The organism is Aquimarina sp. RZ0, assembly GCF_008370685.1.
In the GTDB taxonomy this organism is placed as follows: domain Bacteria; phylum Bacteroidota; class Bacteroidia; order Flavobacteriales; family Flavobacteriaceae; genus Aquimarina.
The window spans coordinates 37389-58777 of sequence record NZ_VTZU01000015.1 but is presented as its reverse complement, the minus strand read 5'-3'; the positions used below and the strand labels follow the sequence as shown (position 1 = coordinate 58777).

At 32.8% G+C, this 21389-nt stretch carries 22 protein-coding genes; 11 read left to right on the top strand and 11 right to left on the bottom strand.

The window, feature by feature from the left end; translation table 11 throughout:
- Positions 1-18 precede the first annotated feature (18 nt).
- Complete coding sequence (locus F0000_RS07625) at positions 19-540, bottom strand: RNA polymerase sigma factor (protein WP_149624120.1); 522 nt, start codon at positions 538-540, stop codon at positions 19-21.
- Between the two features lie 185 nt (positions 541-725).
- Here F0000_RS07625 and F0000_RS07620 point away from each other — a divergent pair, with 185 nt between their 5' ends.
- The 4 genes from F0000_RS07620 to F0000_RS07605 all read left to right on the top strand — a co-directional run bounded on the left by F0000_RS07620 (position 726) and on the right by F0000_RS07605 (position 6716).
- Complete coding sequence (locus F0000_RS07620; RefSeq protein ID WP_149624119.1) at positions 726-2195, top strand: hypothetical protein; 1470 nt, start codon at positions 726-728, stop codon at positions 2193-2195.
- Between the two features lie 888 nt (positions 2196-3083).
- A complete protein-coding gene (locus F0000_RS07615) occupies positions 3084-4511 on the top strand; it encodes a hypothetical protein (RefSeq protein ID WP_149624118.1) in 1428 nt (475 codons plus the stop codon).
- A 186-nt stretch (positions 4512-4697) separates the two neighbouring features.
- Complete coding sequence (locus tag F0000_RS07610; RefSeq protein ID WP_149624117.1) at positions 4698-6155, top strand: hypothetical protein; 1458 nt, start codon at positions 4698-4700, stop codon at positions 6153-6155.
- A gap of 168 nt (positions 6156-6323) precedes the next feature.
- A complete protein-coding gene (locus F0000_RS07605; RefSeq protein ID WP_149624116.1) occupies positions 6324-6716 on the top strand; it encodes an acyl-CoA thioesterase in 393 nt (130 codons plus the stop codon).
- Between the two features lie 481 nt (positions 6717-7197).
- Here F0000_RS07605 and F0000_RS07600 read toward each other — a convergent pair whose 3' ends face one another.
- The 3 genes from F0000_RS07600 to F0000_RS07590 all read right to left on the bottom strand — a co-directional run bounded on the left by F0000_RS07600 (position 7198) and on the right by F0000_RS07590 (position 9063).
- Positions 7198-7491: a DUF721 domain-containing protein gene (locus tag F0000_RS07600; RefSeq protein WP_149624115.1), complete on the bottom strand. Its 294-nt coding sequence runs from the start codon at positions 7489-7491 to the stop codon at positions 7198-7200.
- A gap of 8 nt (positions 7492-7499) precedes the next feature.
- On the bottom strand, positions 7500-7916 hold the full coding sequence (locus tag F0000_RS07595; RefSeq protein WP_149624114.1) for a lipocalin family protein: 417 nt from the start codon (positions 7914-7916) through the stop codon (positions 7500-7502).
- A gap of 64 nt (positions 7917-7980) precedes the next feature.
- Positions 7981-9063 (bottom strand): DNA replication/repair protein RecF, encoded by a 1083-nt coding sequence (locus tag F0000_RS07590; protein WP_149624113.1) that lies wholly within the window; start codon positions 9061-9063, stop codon positions 7981-7983.
- Positions 9064-9199: 136 nt separating this feature from the next.
- Between F0000_RS07590 and F0000_RS07585 the strand changes: the two genes are divergently transcribed.
- The 7 genes from F0000_RS07585 to F0000_RS07555 all read left to right on the top strand — a co-directional run bounded on the left by F0000_RS07585 (position 9200) and on the right by F0000_RS07555 (position 15751).
- Entirely contained in the window at positions 9200-9973 is a 774-nt protein-coding gene (locus F0000_RS07585) for a tol-pal system YbgF family protein (protein WP_149624112.1), read from the top strand.
- 28 nt (positions 9974-10001) lie between these two features.
- A complete protein-coding gene (gene ribH / locus F0000_RS07580; RefSeq protein WP_149624111.1) occupies positions 10002-10499 on the top strand; it encodes a 6,7-dimethyl-8-ribityllumazine synthase in 498 nt (165 codons plus the stop codon).
- A gap of 398 nt (positions 10500-10897) precedes the next feature.
- Positions 10898-11188, top strand: coding sequence for a hypothetical protein (locus F0000_RS07575; RefSeq protein ID WP_188112047.1), 291 nt, complete (start codon positions 10898-10900; stop codon positions 11186-11188).
- Between the two features lie 3 nt (positions 11189-11191).
- On the top strand, positions 11192-13069 hold the full coding sequence (gene mutL, locus F0000_RS07570) for a DNA mismatch repair endonuclease MutL (protein WP_149624109.1): 1878 nt from the start codon (positions 11192-11194) through the stop codon (positions 13067-13069).
- Between the two features lie 4 nt (positions 13070-13073).
- Entirely contained in the window at positions 13074-13826 is a 753-nt protein-coding gene (locus F0000_RS07565; RefSeq protein ID WP_149624108.1) for a rhomboid family intramembrane serine protease, read from the top strand.
- Entirely contained in the window at positions 13826-14728 is a 903-nt protein-coding gene (locus tag F0000_RS07560; RefSeq protein WP_149624107.1) for a rhomboid family intramembrane serine protease, read from the top strand. The genes F0000_RS07565 and F0000_RS07560 overlap by 1 nt, the downstream gene beginning before the upstream one ends.
- A 6-nt stretch (positions 14729-14734) precedes the next feature.
- Positions 14735-15751: an endonuclease/exonuclease/phosphatase family protein gene (locus F0000_RS07555; RefSeq protein ID WP_149624106.1), complete on the top strand. Its 1017-nt coding sequence runs from the start codon at positions 14735-14737 to the stop codon at positions 15749-15751.
- Between the two features lie 8 nt (positions 15752-15759).
- Here the strand turns inward: F0000_RS07555 and F0000_RS07550 are convergent, their stop codons facing one another.
- From F0000_RS07550 to F0000_RS07520, 7 genes are all read right to left on the bottom strand, one after another.
- A complete protein-coding gene (locus F0000_RS07550) occupies positions 15760-16083 on the bottom strand; it encodes a DUF6122 family protein (RefSeq protein WP_149624105.1) in 324 nt (107 codons plus the stop codon).
- The gene (locus tag F0000_RS07545; protein WP_255452663.1) at positions 16083-16706 is read right to left on the bottom strand and encodes a WbqC family protein; all 624 of its coding nucleotides are present in this window, start codon (positions 16704-16706) and stop codon (positions 16083-16085) included. The genes F0000_RS07550 and F0000_RS07545 overlap by 1 nt, the downstream gene beginning before the upstream one ends.
- A 25-nt stretch (positions 16707-16731) precedes the next feature.
- Complete coding sequence (lepB, locus tag F0000_RS07540; RefSeq protein WP_149624104.1) at positions 16732-18309, bottom strand: signal peptidase I; 1578 nt, start codon at positions 18307-18309, stop codon at positions 16732-16734.
- Between the two features lie 62 nt (positions 18310-18371).
- Positions 18372-19070 (bottom strand): 4-hydroxy-tetrahydrodipicolinate reductase, encoded by a 699-nt coding sequence (gene dapB, locus F0000_RS07535; protein WP_149624103.1) that lies wholly within the window; start codon positions 19068-19070, stop codon positions 18372-18374.
- 33 nt (positions 19071-19103) lie between these two features.
- Positions 19104-19610 carry a DUF5683 domain-containing protein gene (locus tag F0000_RS07530; protein ID WP_255452662.1) on the bottom strand — a complete coding sequence of 169 codons (507 nt, stop codon included), beginning with the start codon at positions 19608-19610 and terminating at the stop codon, positions 19104-19106.
- 85 nt (positions 19611-19695) lie between these two features.
- Positions 19696-20601: a ParB/RepB/Spo0J family partition protein gene (locus F0000_RS07525; RefSeq protein WP_149624102.1), complete on the bottom strand. Its 906-nt coding sequence runs from the start codon at positions 20599-20601 to the stop codon at positions 19696-19698.
- A gap of 6 nt (positions 20602-20607) precedes the next feature.
- The gene (locus F0000_RS07520; RefSeq protein WP_149624101.1) at positions 20608-21372 is read right to left on the bottom strand and encodes a ParA family protein; all 765 of its coding nucleotides are present in this window, start codon (positions 21370-21372) and stop codon (positions 20608-20610) included.
- Between the last annotated feature and the right edge of the window lie 17 nt (positions 21373-21389).

Here is a 21389-nt window from a genome sequence, read left to right as displayed (position 1 = left end):
TTACCCTACCTCTCAATATTAAATATTTCCAATTTTTTTTCTTAATGTGACTAAAGCTTTATGCATCAGTTTTTCAATTGCTTTTACTGAAACACTAGATAATTCTGCAATTTCTTTATAAGTTTTTTTATCGATTCTACTTAATAAAAAAACTTCTCTCTGTCTTTCGGGTAAATCAGCAATAGCACTTTTTAGTTTTTCCATATATTCTTTTTCAAGAATAACAAACTCTGGAGATTCATTCGTAATATCATTTTTTCGCTGAGTTATATAATTTTGATATTTGAATTTTACTTGTTGGTGGCGTGCATTACTGATTCCTAAATTAGTCGCAATCGTATAGACATAACTTTTGGCTTTATCCAAAGGGACTTTAGAACAGTTGTTCCATAACTTTATAAAAGTATCTTGTACAATATCTTCAGCTTGATCCAGATCTCCGAATTTATAATATAAGTAACTCCTCAAAAGTTTTGCATGGCTTTTAAAAAAATGATCAAAAGCGCGTTCATTACAGGTAGAATTTTTATCGTCAGACATTTATGAAAATTATGGGCACAAGGTCTATACTTTTTTTATTAGTCGCAAAAATAAAAAAAAAAATTTCATAAGGGGTAGGGAGATGGATACATAAAGCGTTTTATTAATGTTATAACAAAAAAGGTACTTAAGTAAACAACCAAAAAAATCGTAAAATAATTAATAAGTTAAAATAAATGATGAAAATGAAAAATCTTAAATTATGGAGTCTGTTAGCTTTTGCTATGATTTTAAGTTTCACCTCTTGTGGTGAAGATGAAGAAGTCGATCCGAATCCAGATACAGACTGTCCAGAATTATCCTTTACTCAAGATGGGAAAGAATTGCTAGCAAATTTTGAAGGAGCCGAAACACTGGAGTTCTACGCCTGGGAAGTGACAGGGGAGTCTCTGGGAGAAGAAACAATTACAGAAAATGAAGGCACTGATAATCAAGGGGATAATAAATTTTCTCTTGAGAACCTAGAACCAGGGACATATACGATTTGTCTGGTTTCTGAGAGTACAACCTGTACTCTTACTGATTTCTGTAAGGAAATAACAATCGAAGAAGATACTAGTAATGATGGTTGTCCTGATTTAAAGTATACTAAAGAAGGAGCGTATTTAGTTGCAGATTTTGAAGGAATTGATACATTAAAGTTTTATGCTTGGAATGTTACAGGAGAATCTTTAGGAAATGAAGTAATTACAGAAAATGAAGGTACCAATGATCAAGGAGATAATAAATTTTCTCTGGAAAGTTTAGAACCAGGTACTTATAAGATCTGCTTAGTTTCCGAAGGTGCTTTTTGTACTTTTACTGAGTATTGTGAGGACATTGTTATAGAAAGTGATGAAGATGATTGCCCGGCATTAAGTTTCTTCTCAGAAGGAACTACAGCAGTAGCAAGTTTCGCTGGGATAAATGATGTAGCAGTTTATGAGTGGTTTGTAGATGGTCAGCTGGTAGAGACAGAAGATATTAATCAGGGGCGTGATAATGAATTGGTTCTTGGTTCATATGATCCAGGTTCGTATAATGTTTGTATAAAAGCAACGACAGAAGATTGCCCGCAAGGAGTAGAATTCTGTGATACAGTTGTTGTGAGAGAAGGAGACGGTAATGGAGGCGGAGATGATTGTCCACAATTATCATTTAATGTTGAAGGTACTACGATTCTTGCAAATTTCCCTGGAATCAATAATGTAGCAGTTTATGAGTGGTTTGTAGATGGTCAGTTGGCAGAAACAGAAGATATTCAGAGTCAGGATCGTGATAATACGTTAGATATAAGCTCTTATGGTTTTGGAACTTTTAATATCTGTATCAAAGCAACAACTGCAGATTGTCCTCAAGGTGTAGAATACTGTTCAGAAGTAACTATTTCTGAGCCAGATTCAGCAGATTGTTCTGTTTTTGATGTTCAATATGTTGTTGTTGGTACTACAGAGCTTGTAGATGCCAGAACAATCAGATTAAATATGGATCGTAGTACGGTTTTCTGGTCGATAGACGGTGTTGATATACCACAATCAGTACTTACTCAAGGACAAATCTTAGCGCTTAGTGATCATATTACGCAACCAGGAATGTATCAGATTTGCTATAGAGGAGTTTCTCGTGTTTGTGGAAATTTAGAGAAATGTATAGATATTAATTTCCAGGGATTATAATAAGTAGTCTTATTATCCTTAAAAACTGCATAGATTTTTTGGGTATTTATAAAAGAGATAAGGTCACATTAATTTGTGACCTTATTTTTTTAGTATTATTTAGAAGTTATTAGTGAATCTGTTGCAATTACTCGATAGTCGAGATTTAAACGCTCCGGGGGAGTTTACCAATTAAACGTTTTATACGATTTATAACTAAAAATTTCGCATATTCATCGTTTCTTTTTCCTTTCTACTTCGTTTAAAAAATAAACCGTAGCTATAGCTATGCTTGATTTTTTTGCCTTGCATAAAGAAAAAATAATTCAATGAATTTATACGAATTTTTTAATCACAAATCGTATTAGACGTTAATTTGATATAAATATTATATAGATTCGATTTTTATAACATAAAAGATTGATATCGAGAATAATATTTTTGCAATAAAAAACTGAACATCAATTCTGTTTTTCTACATTTCATTTCAAAAAATCACTCTTTTAGATTTGATAATTCTTCTTCAATCAAATCCTCGTATAAATTCTTAATACATTTTTTAGTATATAAGCCGTCGTGCATTTAGGCATTTTAGAGATAAGATTCGTCAGTTTATACACTGGATAAAATTTTTATTGGATGTCTCGAATTGATGTTTTTTTACCATAATTATGTCTAAATGCATAATAGGTGTCTATAATATTATATTATTCGAAAACTGAATGGTAGAAACGGTAGTTTGAGTATTTTTTTTAAGTTTAAATGATTTAAAAAACAGGTTTAAGCAATGTTTTTTGATTTTTCAAAATAAATGGGTAGGGTTTTTCTTATTTTTTGCGTTTTATTATTGTAAGGTTGTAATACTATGCTTTACACTCAATAATTGAATAACCCCTAAAATTATATATGATGAAAAAACGTAGTATGTATTGTATAATAGTTTTTATACTATTATTAGGATTCATTTCTTGTGATGAAAATGAAGAATTTGAAACGTGCCTTAATGTGAGTATAAGTATTAATAATACACCTGGGAGTGAGGTGTATCGTTTTTATGCTCAGTTAGATAAAGAGGAAGAAGTTAGACTCTCCTGGTCAATTGACGGAGAAGAAGTTACTATAAGAAGTTTAAACGATATTATAAATCAGAGTCTTGACTACAGGTTTGAAGAAGGAAGTCATATGATTTGTGTAAAAGCAGCAAGTGATACTTGTTTGATAGAAGTTTGTGAAGAAATTGAAGTTATTATAGATGAATTAAATCCTTGTCCTGATTTATTTTTTGATGCACACATACAAGAAAGACCTTCTCAATATAAATTAATAGCTAATTTCCGTGGAATTGAAGAAATACCTTTTGAGTGGTTTATTAACGAAGAATTAGTAGAGAATACAAATAATGATAATTACCTATTCTGGGAATTTGATGAAGTTGGAAGGTATGAAGTTTGTGTCAAAGCAGAAACAGAAGAGTGTGCAAACGGAGTTTTTTATTGCAAGGTGATAGAAGTAGAGGCAGTAAGTGATAGATGCCCTGAAATTTCTTTTGATAAAGAAAGAGAGCCAGATGCAATTGGATCGTATGTGTTTGAAGCAGTTATCGAAGAAATAGATGAGGTCAATGAAGTGCAGTGGTATGTTAATGGAGATTTAGTAGAAAATACTACTGATGAGCAAGAAGGAATAAGACTATTTACCTATCAGTTTACCCGGGGAATATACGAAGTGTGCTTAAAAGTATTTACATCCGACTGTCAAGATGGAGTTGTGTATTGCAAAGAAATTAAGGTAGATGATGATGTTTGCCCGGAATTATATTTTGAGATAGAACAGGATGATACTAATCCGGCATACTACTTTCAGGTAGCTTTTGAAGGAGCAGATGTTTTAGAATGGCTAGGTTGGTATATTAATGGAGATTTTGTAGAAGACTCTAATCAAGGGGATAACAATAGGTTCTATTACCAGTTTGCGCCAGGAAGATATGAGGTATGTTTAAAAACAGAAACTCCAGAATGTCCTGAAGGGATATCATATTGTAAAATTATTGAAATCGAAGCCCCTGCTATTACATGCCCGGATTTATATTTTGATATAGAACAAGAAGGAGATAGTAGCGGATATAATTTTTGGACAAATGTTGATGGTTTGAATGGCGTTACATACGAATGGCTAATAAATGGAGAAGTCGTAGATAGAGAAATAGTTGATAGCAGTGACAGAGATAATTACTTGTATCATCAGTTTGAAGAAGGTACATATGAAATATGTATTGCAACCGAAACTCAAAATTGTCCTAATGGTATATTATTTTGTAAAACGTTAGTGATAGAATAATTCGTTTATTAGGTTAGATTAAGTAGGGAAATCACTTGGAGGAAATGCCATACTTCCAGATGATTTTTGTTTATAAGAAAGAGATGTATTAGATTGTGGTCTGAAAATTTATTAGAAATATCAAAAAAAAAGAGGTAGGGTTGATCGGTATTCAGGCGTTTTACTTAATATAAAAATAGAATTATTTTGAAGAGTTTAACTACATATTGGAAGTTTTTAATACTGGCAGTATTAGTACTTATGAGTGCTTGCGTTAACGATGATTCCTTTTTTCCAGAAGAAAATATAGGCGAAATCACATCCAGTATTGCTGTTGTAACCATATTAGATAATTTTGATTCGGGAACAACATTCTTATCTGAAAACGAACAGTGTTTTAAGTTTGTTTATCCGATTAATCTGGGTTATAATACAGATTCTAGTATTAAAATAAATAATTATGCCGGCTTAATAAGCGTTATTTCGAGTCAGGTGGTTAATTTTAATATTACAGGACTGCAATTTCCAGTAAACGTTGTCATTAATACGAATGATAGTGAAGTTACCATAGAAGATGAAACGGCTCTGATAGAGGTGTTGAGAGCATGTCAGTTTAATACGATACGAGATGATTTTGATACTTTTTTTAATGAATGTTTTAGATTTGAGTATCCTGTAACGTTAATAAATTCGAATGACAGAGGGATTGTATTAGAGTCTGACCAGGATTTTGATTCTTTTTTTCAAAATCAGGGAGCAGCGTATCAGCCTACTATTAAGTTTCCTATAAATCTTTTGGTAGCACCAGATTTTAATCCACAATCTATTAGTACTTATTTTGAGCTATACAGAATTATAAATGCCTGTGAGACTCGATGTCCAGAGTTGAATTTTACATCTAATTTGAATGATCCGTACAACTTAGCGTATACATTCGAGGCAATTTTCCCTGACTTAACAACTGTTGGGACTTACAGCTGGTTTATAGATGATGAATTTGTAGAAGAAGATGGACCCGATAATGAAGGTGATAATTTGCTGGTTCGTAATTTTGATGCTCCAGGAGAATATAAGATATGTATAAAAACAGAAAACGATACTTGTCCTGAATTTTGTGAAAATATTGTTGTACCAGAACTATGTACAGAATTATTTTTTGAAGTAAATCAAGATGTTGCTGGTGTAGAATTGACTGCGGATTTCGAAGGAATCTCTAATATTACGTATCAGTGGGTTGTAAATGATCAGGTTGTAGAAGTAGATGGTGGAGCAGATGGAAATAATCGTTTGATTCCTGATATTGGACCAGGAACGCATTCGGTATGTATCAGAGCAACCGTACCATCTTGCCCTAATGATAATGAAGTTTTGGAGTTTTGTAATAATGAAATAATAGTAGAAGAAACTTGCCCGAACCTTTCTTTTGGTTTTGAACCAGAAGGAAATAATCAATATAGTTTTTTCGCTAGTTTTGAAGACGATGACAGTATCACCTATGAATGGATTGTAGATGATATGTTGCAAGAGGTTGATGGAGGTTCAGATGGTGATGGTATTTTTACTTTTCAGTTTGAACTCGCAGGGACTTATACGGTATGTATGCGTGCAGAGAACTCTTCTTGCCCAAGTGGGACTGAGTTTTGTGAAGAAATTGTGGTTCAGTAAGAGATAATCTTGTATTTATAGTTGTCAAGATGATAAAAATTATAAATGATATTAAAGGATTTTGAAACTCCTGTACTGATCAATAACGAATACCATAATTCTTTTTTATACCTGTGGATGTAACCTATCTAAACGATGGATATTCCTTAATTTTGTAAAAAAAAGAATATGAGATATCATACTAGAAAAATTGTAAAGCCAGGAGATCTAAATCCCAATGAGACTTTATTTGGCGGTAGATTATTAGAATGGATCGATGAAGAAGCAGCTCTATATGCAGTGATACAACTAGAAAGTAAGAGAGTCGTTACTAAATTTATGTCAGAAATTAATTTTGTCAGCTCTGCAGTGCAGGGAGATATTGTAGAAATAGGGATGGATGTAGCAAAGTTTGGAAATTCATCGTTAAAGCTTAAATGCGAAGTACGAAATAAATTGACACGAAAAACTATTATTAAGGTAGAAAATATAACAATGGTTAATTTGGGCGAAGACGGCAGACCAACTCCACACGGTAAAACCAAAATAGAGTTTGTAAAGGATAGATTGGCGCAAAACTAAGATTGATAGTTTTAAACATTAAAGTAATCTAAAAAAAACTCAATTTAATTTCTGAGGATTAAATACTTCGAGACTTCATTATGTACCTGGAACTTTTAAGAGGATAGTATAAAGTAAAATTTATAATTCTTAAAAAAAATAAAGATCATCTTATTTTTTTTAAGTAGAGGTTGTCAAAAAAGACAATCTCTATAAGCTTACTAATTACTATAATGTGATTCACATTCAGACGACACGTCATAAAGCCAAGTTGCAGGTTTGTCACAATTTTCTAGATTGCCTCAACCATTAATTACCTTTTGTTGTTCTTTTTTAAATTCAGAAATACCTTCTAAATTTAAAATGTTTTGTAACATACTATAATGTTTTAAATAATTAAACTACTTCTATTTAATAGTGTCAGTAAAACAACAAATGTTACTTGATAATGAGTTGAAAAACAGATTAATTAAGAAAGATTAACAAGTTAGAAAGGTTTCAATTAGCGCAAAACTAATTTTTTAATAAGGTCACGATTCATAGCTTCATTAAGGTTATAGATAATTTTCTCTTTTCCGTAACTTAATTCTTCTCTAAGTACAGAAGATGTAAGTTCTATATATAAAGTATCACGATCTAATTTGACATTCCTGGTGTATTTTGTAATAGCAGGTCCCATGATCTGCTCCCAGGCGTCACGCACTTCTACCTTATCCAAACCTTTCTGTAATTTATTTTTACTGACAAATTCCTTAAGAACGTCACTTAATAACTGATGATCATTTTGTCTTGCCATGTATATCTTTATAATTGTATTCTTGTATGAGATTTATAAAAGTAAAGGTTTCCTGCTTCATTTTTTAAAATCATTTGATTTTCTTTTGCAGAAATGATAGTTTCTTTCCAGGTGGCGAGTTGAGTTTTATAATAGATTCTTAGGCTGTCGTTCTCTATTTTTAGCGTTACTCTTTCGCTATGATTGGTGCTTATATATTTACCATCTAATGTAGGTTGTACTTTCTTACGTACTCCTTTCATTTCTGTGACTTCAAAAAAATCAATATGCTGATTAAAGTTATATTGTTTTTCCTTCCCCTCTTTTGTAACTACTTTTTCGATTTCCCAATATCCATTGATGTAGTCAATATATGTTTCTGGTTTAGGAGAGGAACAAGAGAGGATCGAGACTATTGCGATTATATTTAAAAGGGTTTTCTGCATACGTATTATTTTATTGAATTGTTGTATACTTTTTACCAGAAATTAAAAAAAAGTATAGATCACTCTATGTTAATCTGATGATTTTATAGGACTGAGATATTTTTTTTACCACATTTTCTGTTCGATCGGCATGGGTGTCACTAATAAATAGTTGACCAAAATTCTGATCTCCTACAAGTTTTATAATATGTTCAACACGTTTTTCATCTAGTTTATCAAAAATATCATCAAGAAGTAATAAAGGGTGTACCTTACTTTGTTTTTTTATAAAGTCAAATTGCGCAAGTTTTAGAGCTATTAAAAAAGATTTTTGTTGTCCTTGACTGCCAAATTTTTTGATTGGATATTCATTGATCTCAAAAGATAAATCATCTTTATGAATCCCTACACTCGTATATTGTAGGATTCTATCCTTTGCTAAATTTTGTTCCAGAAGTATCAACAGATCGTTTTCTGATAATTTGCTTTGGTATGATAATGAGACTTTTTCTTCTCCAGAACTTATCGCAGCATAACGTTCTATAAATATAGGTATAAATATTTCAAGAAAAGTGGCTCTTTTTTGATAAACAAAAGTCCCTAATTCATGAAGTTGCTGATTATAGATATCCAAAGTAATGGAATCAAAAGTATTGTTGGCAGCAAAATATTTTAATAATGAATTGCGTTGTGATACCACTTTTGAGTACTTTAATAAAGTCGTAAGGTAGCTGCGATCACTTTGTGATATGACACCGTCAATAAATTTGCGACGCGTATCACTACCATCGGTGATTAAGTCACGATCAGCAGGAGAAATAATAACCAAAGGAAGAAAGCCAATATGCTCACTAAATGTTTCATAGGCTTTAGCATTACGTTTGATTACTTTTTTTTGATTTCTTTTAGCACTGACAAGTACCTTTTCTTCACGGTTGGCTTTTTCATAAATCCCTTCTACTACAAAAAAATCTGCATCATGCTTTATATTTTGTCTAGTAATTGGATTAAAATAGCTTTTGCCAAAAGATAAATGGTAAATAGCATCCAGAATATTCGTTTTTCCTACTCCATTATCACCAACAAAACAATTTATCTTATCATCAAATTCAAAATTGATAGATTCAAAATTTTTATAATTGATTAGGGAAAGCATTTTCAAAATCATAAAACACTGATCGTCAGTAAATAATAAATATAGAGGAATTCTTAAATATGAAGTGCAAAATATTGAAAAATAACAAATATTTTCGCTTTTAATTATGAATAAAAATTTTATTTTTGCGTTTCATTAAAATCAACTTATGGCAACTTATAAGAAACGAGGATACAAACCAAAGAATAAAGAAGAAGAAGTAGAACAACTAGAAGATAATTCTACAACTGCTGAAGTATTTAATACTTTGGATGAGGGAGCTTCCCGGACAGAAGAGTGGGTTGCTGCTAATCAGAAATATATATTCATTTTTGTTGGAGCTATAGCTGTCGTTGTTTTAGGATGGCTGGGATATCAAAAATATATTCAGGAACCTAAAGAACAAGAAGCTTCGAACGAAATGTTCCAGGCACAACAATATTTTGATAATGCAGTAAACGGAAATACTACTGTCAGTGACTCTTTATATACATTAGCACTTAATGGAGGCGAAGGTAAATATGGTTTTTTAGAAATCATAGAAAATTATGGTGGTACAGATGCTGCTAATCTTGCAAAATATTATGCTGGATTTTCATATCTCAATATGAATAAGTATCAGGACGCTATTAATTATCTGGATGACTTTAAGAGTGATGATGAGATGTTAGGTCCTTTGGCACTAGGAGGTATAGGAGATGCTTTTGCGCAACTAGATCAGATGTCAGAAGCATTAGGGTATTATGAAAAAGCAGCAAAGGCAAAAAATAATGACTTTACTACGCCTAAGTTTTTATTAAAAGCTGCAATTACAGCCATCTCTCTTGATAAACCTCAGGTAGCAATTACACATTTAGAAAAAATAAAAGAAGAATTTTCTAAAAGTGTGGAAGCAAACCAGGTAGATGTTCATTTAGGCAGAGCGCAAGGAATGTTAAAATAGATAGAAGAATAAATTCTGAACTTTAGAAATGGCTACAGAAAACAAGAATTTATCTCAATATGATAAATCAACCATCCCAAACTCGAAGAATTTTCGGTTTGGGATTGTTGTTTCAGAATGGAATGATACTATTACCGAAGGTCTTTTTCAGGGTGCTTTTGACGCTTTGATAGATTGCGGAGCGATCAAAGAAAATATTGTTCGCTGGAATGTTCCAGGAAGTTTTGAGTTGATTTACGGTTGTAAAAAAATGCAGGAATCCTATGATATGCTCGATGCTGTGATTGCAATCGGTAGTGTTATCCAGGGAGAAACAAAACATTTTGATTTTGTCTGTGAGGGAGTTACTCAGGGGATTAAGGATCTAAATATACAGAATGATATTCCTGTGATCTTTTGTGTATTGACAGATAATACAATGCAGCAGTCTATAGATCGATCCGGAGGAAAACATGGTAACAAAGGTACAGAAGCTGCTATTGCTGCTATAAAAATGGCACAATTACGTAAAGATGCTAAGTTTTAGATAGTACTTTGTTTTTGTATTCATAAATTCTATTTCCCTGTTTTTGTAAAACGGCATCATCCTTGATGTTTACGTTTTGTCTGTATAATTTATGATGAAACCATATAGCTGTGTTTTTTGATAATTATTTAGGCACTTATAAATAAAGCAAAGCTTACTGATTTAGTGTTTTTTTTAAATAATGTGACCTGAAAATCAATAGTTTAAAGTTTCGAACGTATTGCGGGTTATTTCGTTGTAGTGAGGTTCGAAGTGATCTTATGATTGTCTACATGATTGTTTTTAGAAAATATTTTTTTTGAATGAGCACTTATTTTCATTGTTATTGTAATGCTAAAAGCTTTATAATACTACGTATTTTGAGTATATTTGAATAATAAAAAGGAGAGGAGCAGATCGTGAAATTAAGTATTCCTAAAAGAAAGACTAACAGAAGGTATAACTATACGCCCAGGTATTACAAAGGGAAGAGTGAAGGTAATATCTATGATTTTGAAAATAGAATCACTAAATATCGCGAAGCTACAAATGCTATTGATTTTGGTTCTCAATGGAGTGAAGATAGAAAAGCAAGTCGTAATAGAGGAAACAGAGAAATAAATAAAAGAGTCATTTATATCGCTTGTGTACTTATTTTTATCTTTTTATATTTTATTGATTTTGATGTTTCTATTTTTACTGCTCAATAATACATGTCAGATATTATTCAATTATTACCAGATCACGTAGCAAATCAAATTGCCGCAGGAGAGGTAGTACAACGTCCAGCCTCAGTAGTTAAAGAACTACTGGAAAATGCTATCGATGCCAAAGCGACTCACATAAAATTGATTATTAAAGAAGCAGGAAAAACATTGATTCAGGTAATCGATGATGGCATGGGGATGAGTGTTACTGATGCCAGGTTAAGTTTTGAGCGTCACGCTACCTCAAAAATAAAAACAGCAGAGGATCTTTTTCAATTAAAGACTAAAGGTTTTAGAGGAGAAGCACTTGCCTCTATAGCAGCCATAGCCCATGTAGAATTGAAAACAAAGCAGGAGAAGGATGAGGTAGGTACAGAAATTAAAATAGAAGGAAGCCAAGTGATATCCCAAGAGGTATGTGTATCACCAAAAGGAACTTCTATTAGTGTAAAGAATCTGTTTTATAACATTCCCGCAAGACGTAATTTTTTAAAATCTAATTCAGTAGAACTTAGGCATATTATAGATGAATTTCAACGGGTAGCTATGGTACATGCGACTATCAAATTTGATTTTTATCACAATGGGAGCGAAATTTTTAACCTTCCGATTTCAAATCGTCGACAACGTATTGTTCAGGTTTTTGGAGGAAAAACAAATGAGAAACTGGTACCCGTAAATGAAGAAACTGACTTAGTTAGTATTAGTGGGTTTGTAGGTAAGCCAGAATATGCGAAGAGAACACGAGGAGAACAATTTTTCTTTGTGAATGATCGATTTATAAAAAGTGCTTATCTCAATCATGCAGTCAGTTCGGCCTTTGAAGGCTTGCTGAAGGAAAAAGCACATCCAAGTTATTTTATATATCTAAAAGTGGATCCACAGTCTATTGATATTAATATTCATCCAACAAAGACAGAAATTAAATTTGACGACGAGCATGCTTTATATGCCATGCTGCGTTCGACTATTAAGCATAGTTTAGGTCAGTTTAATGTAGCACCAGTATTGGATTTTAATAGAGATTCATCTATGGATACTCCATACGAGTATAAAGGTAAAATAGCGCAGACTCCAACAATAGAAGTAGATAGAAGTTTTAATCCTTTTAAGGAAGAGAAAAAAGAAAATGCAGGGTTCTCTTCTTCAAAACCTTATACTGATTTCAAAAAAGATGCCGCAGGAAGTTGGGAGAATTTATATGTTGGGCTAGATACCCCGGATATAGCTCCTAAACCTGTTGAGAATAATTTTTCTACAGTAGAATTCGAAAGTACTGAAGTAACAGGTTCTTTGTTCAAAGGTAATGAGAATACAGAATTAGCACATAATACTACGTATCAATTAAGACGTAAATACATTGTCACTACTATAAAAAGTGGAATGGTAATTATTAATCAGCACCGTGCGCATCAGCGGATATTGTATGAAGAGGTATTGCGCAATATTACTATGGCGAGTGCTGTCAGTCAACAATTGTTATTTCCATTAAAACTTTCTTTTTCTAAGCAAGAAGCGATATTGTTAAAAGAAGTAAAAGAGCAGTTAGAAAATACAGGTTTTGTTTTTGATGACATTTCAGAAGAAGAAGCTACCATTTCCGGAATTCCAACAGTAACAACAGAAAGCGAAGTCTCTATGCTGTTAGAAAAGTTGGTGAGTGATATAGAGCAGGAAGTGCCGGATAGTGGTTTTTCGTTGACAGATCTTTTAGCAAGGTCAATATCTGGTAGTTTGGCAGTAAGAACTGGGGTGGATTTAGAAATAGAGCAACAGCAGCATATTGTAAATAGTCTCTTTGCATGTACAGAACCCACCATAACACCTGATAATAAACCAACGTTCATCACCCTGACAGTAGATGACATAGATAAGAAATTTTAAATATATGGGGAGAATTACAGACACGGTAAAAACTTTACTGATAATTAATGTTATTTTTTTTATAGGATCTCTGACATTAGGAGATGTTGCATATCGATTATTTGCTTTATGGTTTCCTAAGAATGACAATTTTCAGATATGGCAGGTGGTTACGCATATGTTTATGCATAGTCAGTCAACCTTTACACATATATTATTTAATATGTTTATGTTGTACATGTTTGGTAGTCATTTAGAAACCTCTATCGGGCAAAAGAAATTTTTGTTTTTATATTTTTCTTCTGGCTTTGGAGCTATGTTACTTCAATTAGTATTTTATTATGTTCAGTTTCAGCCTGCGTATCAGAGTTTTATTGAGGCTGGTTTTACTAATGAGGAGGTGATAGGTTTTTTAAAATCAGGAGAATATAGCACTGCTGTTTTGCAGTATACCTCAGAAGAAAGTGTTTCTAATATGTTTGGAGCATATAGAAGTTTGATGGTAGGTGCTTCTGGTGCAATTTCGGGTATCATAGTGGCTTTTGCTGTGCTATATCCCAATTTACCATTATATCTAATGTTTATCCCTATTCCTATTAAAGCTAAGTATCTGGTGGCTGCTTATTTTGCTATGGATTTGTTTGGCGGAATTACCGGACAATCCATTATGGGTCCATCTAATGTAGCACATTGGGCACATATTGGTGGAGCGGTCATAGGATTTATTACGATGTGGTATTGGAAGAAGAATTCATTTAATCAAAATCGCTGGAACTAATGGCATTGATAGACGATTTAAAACTGAAATATAAGATGATTACTATCATAGAAAAACTGATAGTAATCAATGTAGTTGTATTTGTTTTGTTTTATCTCTTGAATACCTTTGCATTTTTATTTAAAATACCAAACAATTCTTTACAGGATTGGTTCGTGTTTCCTAAAGAGCTTAGTGAATTTATAGTAAAACCGTGGACAATAATTACCTATGCATTTCTGCATAGTGATATATGGCATATCGCTTCTAATATGATATTAATGTATTTTTCCGGAAGATATTTTGTTCAGTATCTAACAGGAAAAAGAGTGCTTACTGTTTATTTTCTAGGAGCAATTTTTGGAGCGTTATTATATATGTTATCATATAACTTATTTCCTGCTTTTTCTGAGATAGGAGCTTCTTCCTTATTAGGAGCTTCTGCTTCTGTCATGGCTATATTAATTGCAATCGCAACGTATATACCTAATATGACAATTAGGTTGATGTTTTTAGGGAGTATTAAATTCTGGTGGATAGCTGCTTTTTTTGTGATATTAGATATAATTCAGATTCCTGTTAGTAATGCAGGTGGTCACATAGCTCATTTAGGAGGGGCTTTGTTTGGATATGTCTATGCAAGTCAGCTTAAAAAAGGAAATGATATAGGAGGCTGGTTCGAAAAAATAATGGATGCTACAGTAAGTATGTTTACTTCCAGAAAAAAAAGCCCCTTAAAAACGGTGCATAAAGCGACCAAAACCAAAACAGCTTCGAACAAGCGAACGAATTTATATAAAGAAAAAGAGAAGAATCCTAATCAGGCTCAGATCGATGCAATACTTGATAAGATTAGTAAAAGTGGATATGAAAGTTTGACAAAACAAGAAAAGGATTTTTTGTTCAAAGCTGGTAAAGAATAATTATGTATGAGAAAGCTGGTAAATAAGATTGTTTTTATCATCAATTCCTTTGCAGCTTTTGCTTTGTTATTATCATATCTGCTGCCATATGTTTCGCCTCATACTTTTCCTTTACTCTCCGTATTAAGCCTGGCAGTGCCTGTGCTAATAATAATAAATGTAATATTTTTACTGTATTGGGTGGTACTCCTGAACCGAAAAATGTTAGTATCACTACTGATTCTGATTTTAGGAATTTCGCATGTTTCTTCTTTGTATAAGTTGAGAGGAAAGTCATCTGAAGAAATAGAAGGTGTTACTTCTCTCTTAAGCTATAACGTGCATAGTTTTAATAGATTTCATTGGATTGATTCAGAGGAGATACCTCAGAACATTTCTAAATTAATAAAAAAACAAGATCCTGATGTTTTTTGTGCACAGGAGTTCTATAATAATGCAGATACCGATTTCAGTCAGTATCAGCATAAATATGAGTATTTTAATCATAATAGAAGAGAGTTAGCTCTGGTTATCTTTTCTAAATATCCTTTTTTAAATAAAGGCTCTTTGAGTTTCGAAAAAACACCCAATAATGTGATTTTTGCCGATATAGTGATAAAATCAGATACAATACGTGTGTATAATGTGCATTTGCAATCACACAGGATCAGTTCTAATACCAATGAGCTGGCAAAAGTCGATTCACAGAAGTTACTAAAGCGCATACAAGTATCTTTTAAAAAACAACAAAACCAGGCAGAAAAACTTATTGAGCACATGAAATCATCGCCATATAAAAATATTGTGATGGGAGATTTTAATAACACTGCTTATTCTTATGTATATGATAAAATTAAATCAGAAAATCTTTTGGATACATTTAAGGAGGCCGGGAGCGGTTTTGGTAAAACTTTTAAATTCGAATTATTCCCAGCAAGAATTGATTTTATTCTAGTTCCAGAAGATATTGATGTGATTGATTTTAAGAGTTTTGATGTAGAACTATCAGATCATTATCCTATTTTTTCTAAAATTAAACTATAGTGACAGTTCTATATGAAGTCAGACAACATCATCCAGCAGTCTATTTGATCTGTGATGATATGCCATAATAGTGCCAGTCCGGCGATTCTCGTTTTTTTAGGTATTGATAGTATGAGATATGATACAATAGCATAGCTACTATGTAAAAAGTGAAACCCTACACTGCAGCGATTAGGATCAAAAACAGGATCAGCTATTAGGTGATCTAGATCTATTAGCATAGCTGTTAAAAAAATAAGATAATTTTTTTTCCAATATTTTGGAAAAAAAACCAGAACAATGGCTATAGGAATTAAAAAATGAAGGCCATAATGAATACAAGTCCTAAGCATCAAAAGATTTTTTGATTCTCCAGATAGGTAAGGGCATTGGTGCCTTCATTAAATAATAGATCCAGGATAGAGAGATTTTGTATGAAACCATGTTTTTCTGAAAATACCTGAATATATTTTTCCAGCAACACTGATTTTTCCTTTCTTGCATTTACAAGATATCTCATATCTCTATGGACTACGGCATCTTTTATATATGTATTTGTTTTGGTGTAGTTACGATCCAATTGCAAGCAGTCAAGAATGATTTCTATACATTCATAATTAAAATCTAATAAAAACGTTTTCTTTTTTTTGAATAAGTGTGCAAATTCATCCTCATAGTATTCAAAAAAAGGAGAAGTGCGATAAGCAGTCTCTATGGATCTCCAGTGTGTTTGCTGCCAGGGGAAATCATTTTCTATACGTATATCTCTATATAACTGTCTGTTATTTTTTCCTAAATGTTTTACAGGTATAGTCAATAGAAGTTTACCATTGGCTCCATAAATATAAGTCCTATTGCGATAGGTCTGTTTTTGGTAATTATCATGATCCTCAAAAACAACTTCGCCTGATTGGGCGATAGCTACATACTTTGATATAGATCCAAAATACATTGGATGGAGTAGGGTGGGTTTCAATTTTTGAAATTACTATTAATTTATACTAATTAGCTTTCTTCTTTTTTCTGTAAAAGTTGAAACCAAACCATCCAGCTAAAGCGATCAGGAAGTAATAAAAATAAGATCTTGGTTCTCCATCTCCTCCTACGGTTGTAAATAGGCGTTCCCATCTAATTTTATTAAAGAATCCTTTGGCATTGCTATCCCAACTCATCCATATAAAAACAGGTTTTCCTACGATGTGATTTGCAGGTACATATCCCCACATACGGCTATCTTCACTATTATGACGGTTGTCTCCCATCATCCAGTAATAATCTTGTTTAAACGTATAGCTGTCTATAGGATTGCCATTAAGTAATACGTTCGTCCCGTTTACAGACAGTTTATTGTCAATACCCAATTCAGAACCTTCATACACTTCAATAATTCTTCTGTAAAGCGAAAAACTTTTTAAGTTCATTTCTACTGTTGTACCCGCTTTTGGGATATAGATGGCACCAAAATTATCTATAGTCCAGTCTACCTTGCCATTGTTAGGAAAAATAGACGAATCTTTTCTTGGAGCTTTCTGAGAAATAACCCTTTCTACACTGGTAACGTAAGGATTATTTTTTAGGTTTTTAGCATTTTCTTCGGATAATTCTGCGGCAATATACCCTCCGGAGTTGTCAGTAGGGTATAGATTTTTACCATATATTAACTTGTAACGGTCATAAAGGTTTTTTGGATTAAACCCGCTTTTGGTTTTTATTGTGTATGAATATTGTACCCGGGCTCTATAAGATAATTGTAATGGTTTATTGTTAATATGTACTTTACCCTCAATAATAGAGAGAGAATCACCAGGGGTTCCAACACAGCGTTTTACATAGTTTGATTTCTTATCAATTGGTTTATAAACATTGATACCAGAATTATCTCTAAAAAACCGAACAGTATCTACAGGCCAGCTAAATACTACAATGTCATTACGCTTAATTTTTTGGAAACCAGGGATTCTAAAATATGGATATTGTATATCACTATTATAGGATTTGGTTTTAGCTAACGGTATCGTATCATGAACCATAGGGAATGATATGGAGGTCATAGGGGTTCTGGCTCCATAATGAAATTTACTTACGAATAAAAAATCTCCTATTAGCAGAGTTCTCTCCAGAGACCCTGTCGGGATTGTATACGGTTGCATAAAATAGGTATGTACAATAGTGGCAGCAACGACCGCAAAAAGTACTGAGCTAATCCATTCTCCCGCTGCAGTTGTAGGTTTTAGGCTTCTGTCTTCTATATAATTGACATCTAGCATGTAGTTTACATAAAATATGTAGAGCCCTAATGTTACAATAGCCAAAATGGTATCTGTGGTACTGTTTTTTCCGAAACTTCTAATCGTTTCTACCCATATTACCGGTAGCATAATCACATTGATTACAGGAATGAATAAAAGTATAACCCACCACCACGGGCGATTAATTATTTTCATTAAAATTACTGCATTGTATACTGGTACTGCTGCTTCCCAAGCTTTTCTTCCTGCTTTTATATATAATTTCCAGGTTCCTAAGAAATGTACTACTTGTACTGCCAGGAAAAAAATAAACCATTCTGTAAGTGTCATTCGTCTTTGTTTTTAGTATAAGTGCTTCTATTGGTAAAAGCGTTACACTTTTAAATATTTTTTTATAATCCCAAAACGTCTTTCATACCATATACACCTTTCTTATTGCATAACCATTCTGCAGCAATTACGGCACCCAACGCAAAGCCCTGTCTGTTATGCGCGGTATGTTTGATTTCTATATCATCTACTTCAGAAGTATAGGTTACGGTATGCGTACCAGGAACATTTTCAATTCGTTTTGCAATAATAGGAATAGTATTTTGATCACCATGATCTAACTTCCAGGAATTTTTTGATGTATTTTCTATAATTCCTTCGGCTAGCGTAATGGCAGTTCCACTAGGAGCATCTAGTTTCTGGGTATGATGAATTTCCTCCATATGAATATCATATCCTTGGATGGGGTTCATCATTTTTGATAGTTTTTTATTTAATTCAAAAAATAAATTAACTCCCAGGCTATAATTCGATGCGTAGATAAATCCTCCTTGTTTTTCAGTACACAAGGATACCATTTGATCATAATACTCTAACCAGCCTGTAGTTCCGGAAACAATAGGTACTCCGGCATTAAAACAATTAGTTATGTTCTGTACAGCAGCGTTGGGGATACTAAAATCTATGGCTACATCTGCCACAGAAACATCATATGAAGTGTCATCTTTGTCTACTTTAAGGATAATGGTATGTCCTCTTTCTATTGCAATTTTCTCTATGGTTTTTCCCATTTTGCCATATCCTAGCAGTGCGATATTCATATTTTCTTGATTGGTTGTTAGTAGTTATAAAGTTTAAAAACTATAAGTAAGAGATACACCATAACTTGGTTTTGCGTCGAACTCGTTAAAATTTAGTTTGGGGTTAAATGATAGGTCTTTACTTATATTAAATTGCTGTAAATGTGCTGTTACATTGGCATCTACTATATTTAATACATACAATCCTACGGTAATTAATATGGATAATTCCTGATCTCTTCGAAAACGGCGTTGCCTGTCGATTAGTTGTTCATTGTCAAGGATGCTTAATCTATTATCACCATCCGGAAGACCTGCTAATCTACGTTTAAAAAGATCTCTAGCCTCATTGTACTGGTCGTTATTAAAGGTGTAAAAATAAATACCTGCACCAATAGCTCCATAGACAATAGGAATTTTCCAGTATTTTCCGGTGTACGCTTGACCAAGTCCAGGAACTATAGCCGAATAAAATGCGGCTTTAGCTGGAGCTAAAGGTTCGTAGGGTCTAATTTTTTTCTTTCTTCTTTTCTTTTTTTTGACAGCTACTTGTTCGGTCACAATTTTTAGCTCTTCATTTTCATTTTCTTCTTGAGCAAATAGTGTGCAGGAGCAAAAAAAAAGTAATATTATAATATGAAAGGATTTAATTTTCACTATCTATTAGTTTCTTTAAACGTTTAAAATCTTCTTCTGAAGAAAACGGGATAATTAATTTTCCACGTCCATTGTTGGAGACCTTTACATCAATCTTGGCTCCAAAATATTCAGAAAAGTCTTTTATTCCTTTTAATATGTATGGAGGAGCCTTGGTTTCAGTTTTTTTAGTACCTGTATTTTCTTCTTTTTTACCTAAAGACCTAACTAATTCTTCAGTGTTACGAACCGATAGAGAATTTGCTATAATTTTTTCATAAATAGAGAGTTGTTCCTGTTGGTCAGTAACATTTATAAGTGCTCGTCCATGTCCCATAGAAATAAAACCATCTCGTATTCCCGTTTGTACTATAGGATCTAATTTTAATAATCTTAGATAATTGGCAATGGTTGATCTTTTTTTACCGACTCGATCACTTAATTGTTCCTGAGTTAGGTTGATTTCGTCAATTAATCTTTGGTAAGACAATGAAATCTCAATGGGATCCAGGTCCTGGCGTTGTATGTTTTCTACCAATGCCATTGTCAAAGATTCCTGATCATTAGCAATTCGAATGTATGCAGGGATCGTTTTTAAGCCAACCAGTTTGGACGCACGAAAACGCCTTTCTCCACTGACTAATTGATATTTGTCAAAATCAAGTTTTCTTACCGTAATAGGTTGTATGACTCCAATCTCTTTTATAGAGGTAGCCAGTTCTTGTAACGTTTCATCATTAAAGCTGGTACGAGGCTGAAAAGGGTTTACCTCGATACTATTCATATCTAATTCTATGATATTACCAACGACCTTATCAGCATTTTTATCTTCTGCTGATTTTATATCATTTTCAGGATCTTTCAATAATGCTGATAGCCCTCTACCTAATGCCTGTTTTTTTGTTGCCTTCGCCATGAATCATTAACTATTTTTCTTTATAATCTCGTGTGCCAAACTTAAGTAATTACTTGCTCCTTTACTAGAAGCATCATAATTTATTATACTTTCTCCATAGCTGGGAGCTTCACTCAAACGTATATTTCTTTGAATGATTGTTTTAAAAACCATTTCATTAAAATGTTTCTGTACTTCTTCGACCACCTGATTGGATAATCTCAATCTGGAATCATACATGGTTAATAGAAGTCCCTCAATATCCAATTGTTGATTATGTATTTTCTGAACACTTTTTATAGTGTTTAATAATTTACCTAATCCTTCCAGTGCAAAATATTCACATTGTATTGGTATAATAACAGAATCTGAAGCTGTAAGCGCATTTAGAGTTAATAATCCCAGTGAAGGAGCACAGTCGATTAAGACATAGTCATATTGTTCTTTGAGATCATTGATTGCTTTTTTTAGCATGTATTCTCTTTCATCCTTATCAACAAGTTCAATTTCTATGGCTACAAGATCGATATGTGCTGGTATCATATCAACATTCGGTGAATTGGTAGCTATAATAGCTTCTTTAGATGTAATAGTATGTTCCAGAATCTGATACGTTCCTTTTTCAATACTTTCTACATCTATACCAAGTCCCGAAGTAGCATTAGCTTGAGGATCTGCATCTATAAGTAATACTTTTTTTTCTAAAACTCCTAAAGAAGCTGCTAAATTTACTGAAGTTGTAGTTTTACCTACACCTCCTTTTTGATTGGCAATTGCTATTATTTTACCCATAAGGGGAGATTTGGATT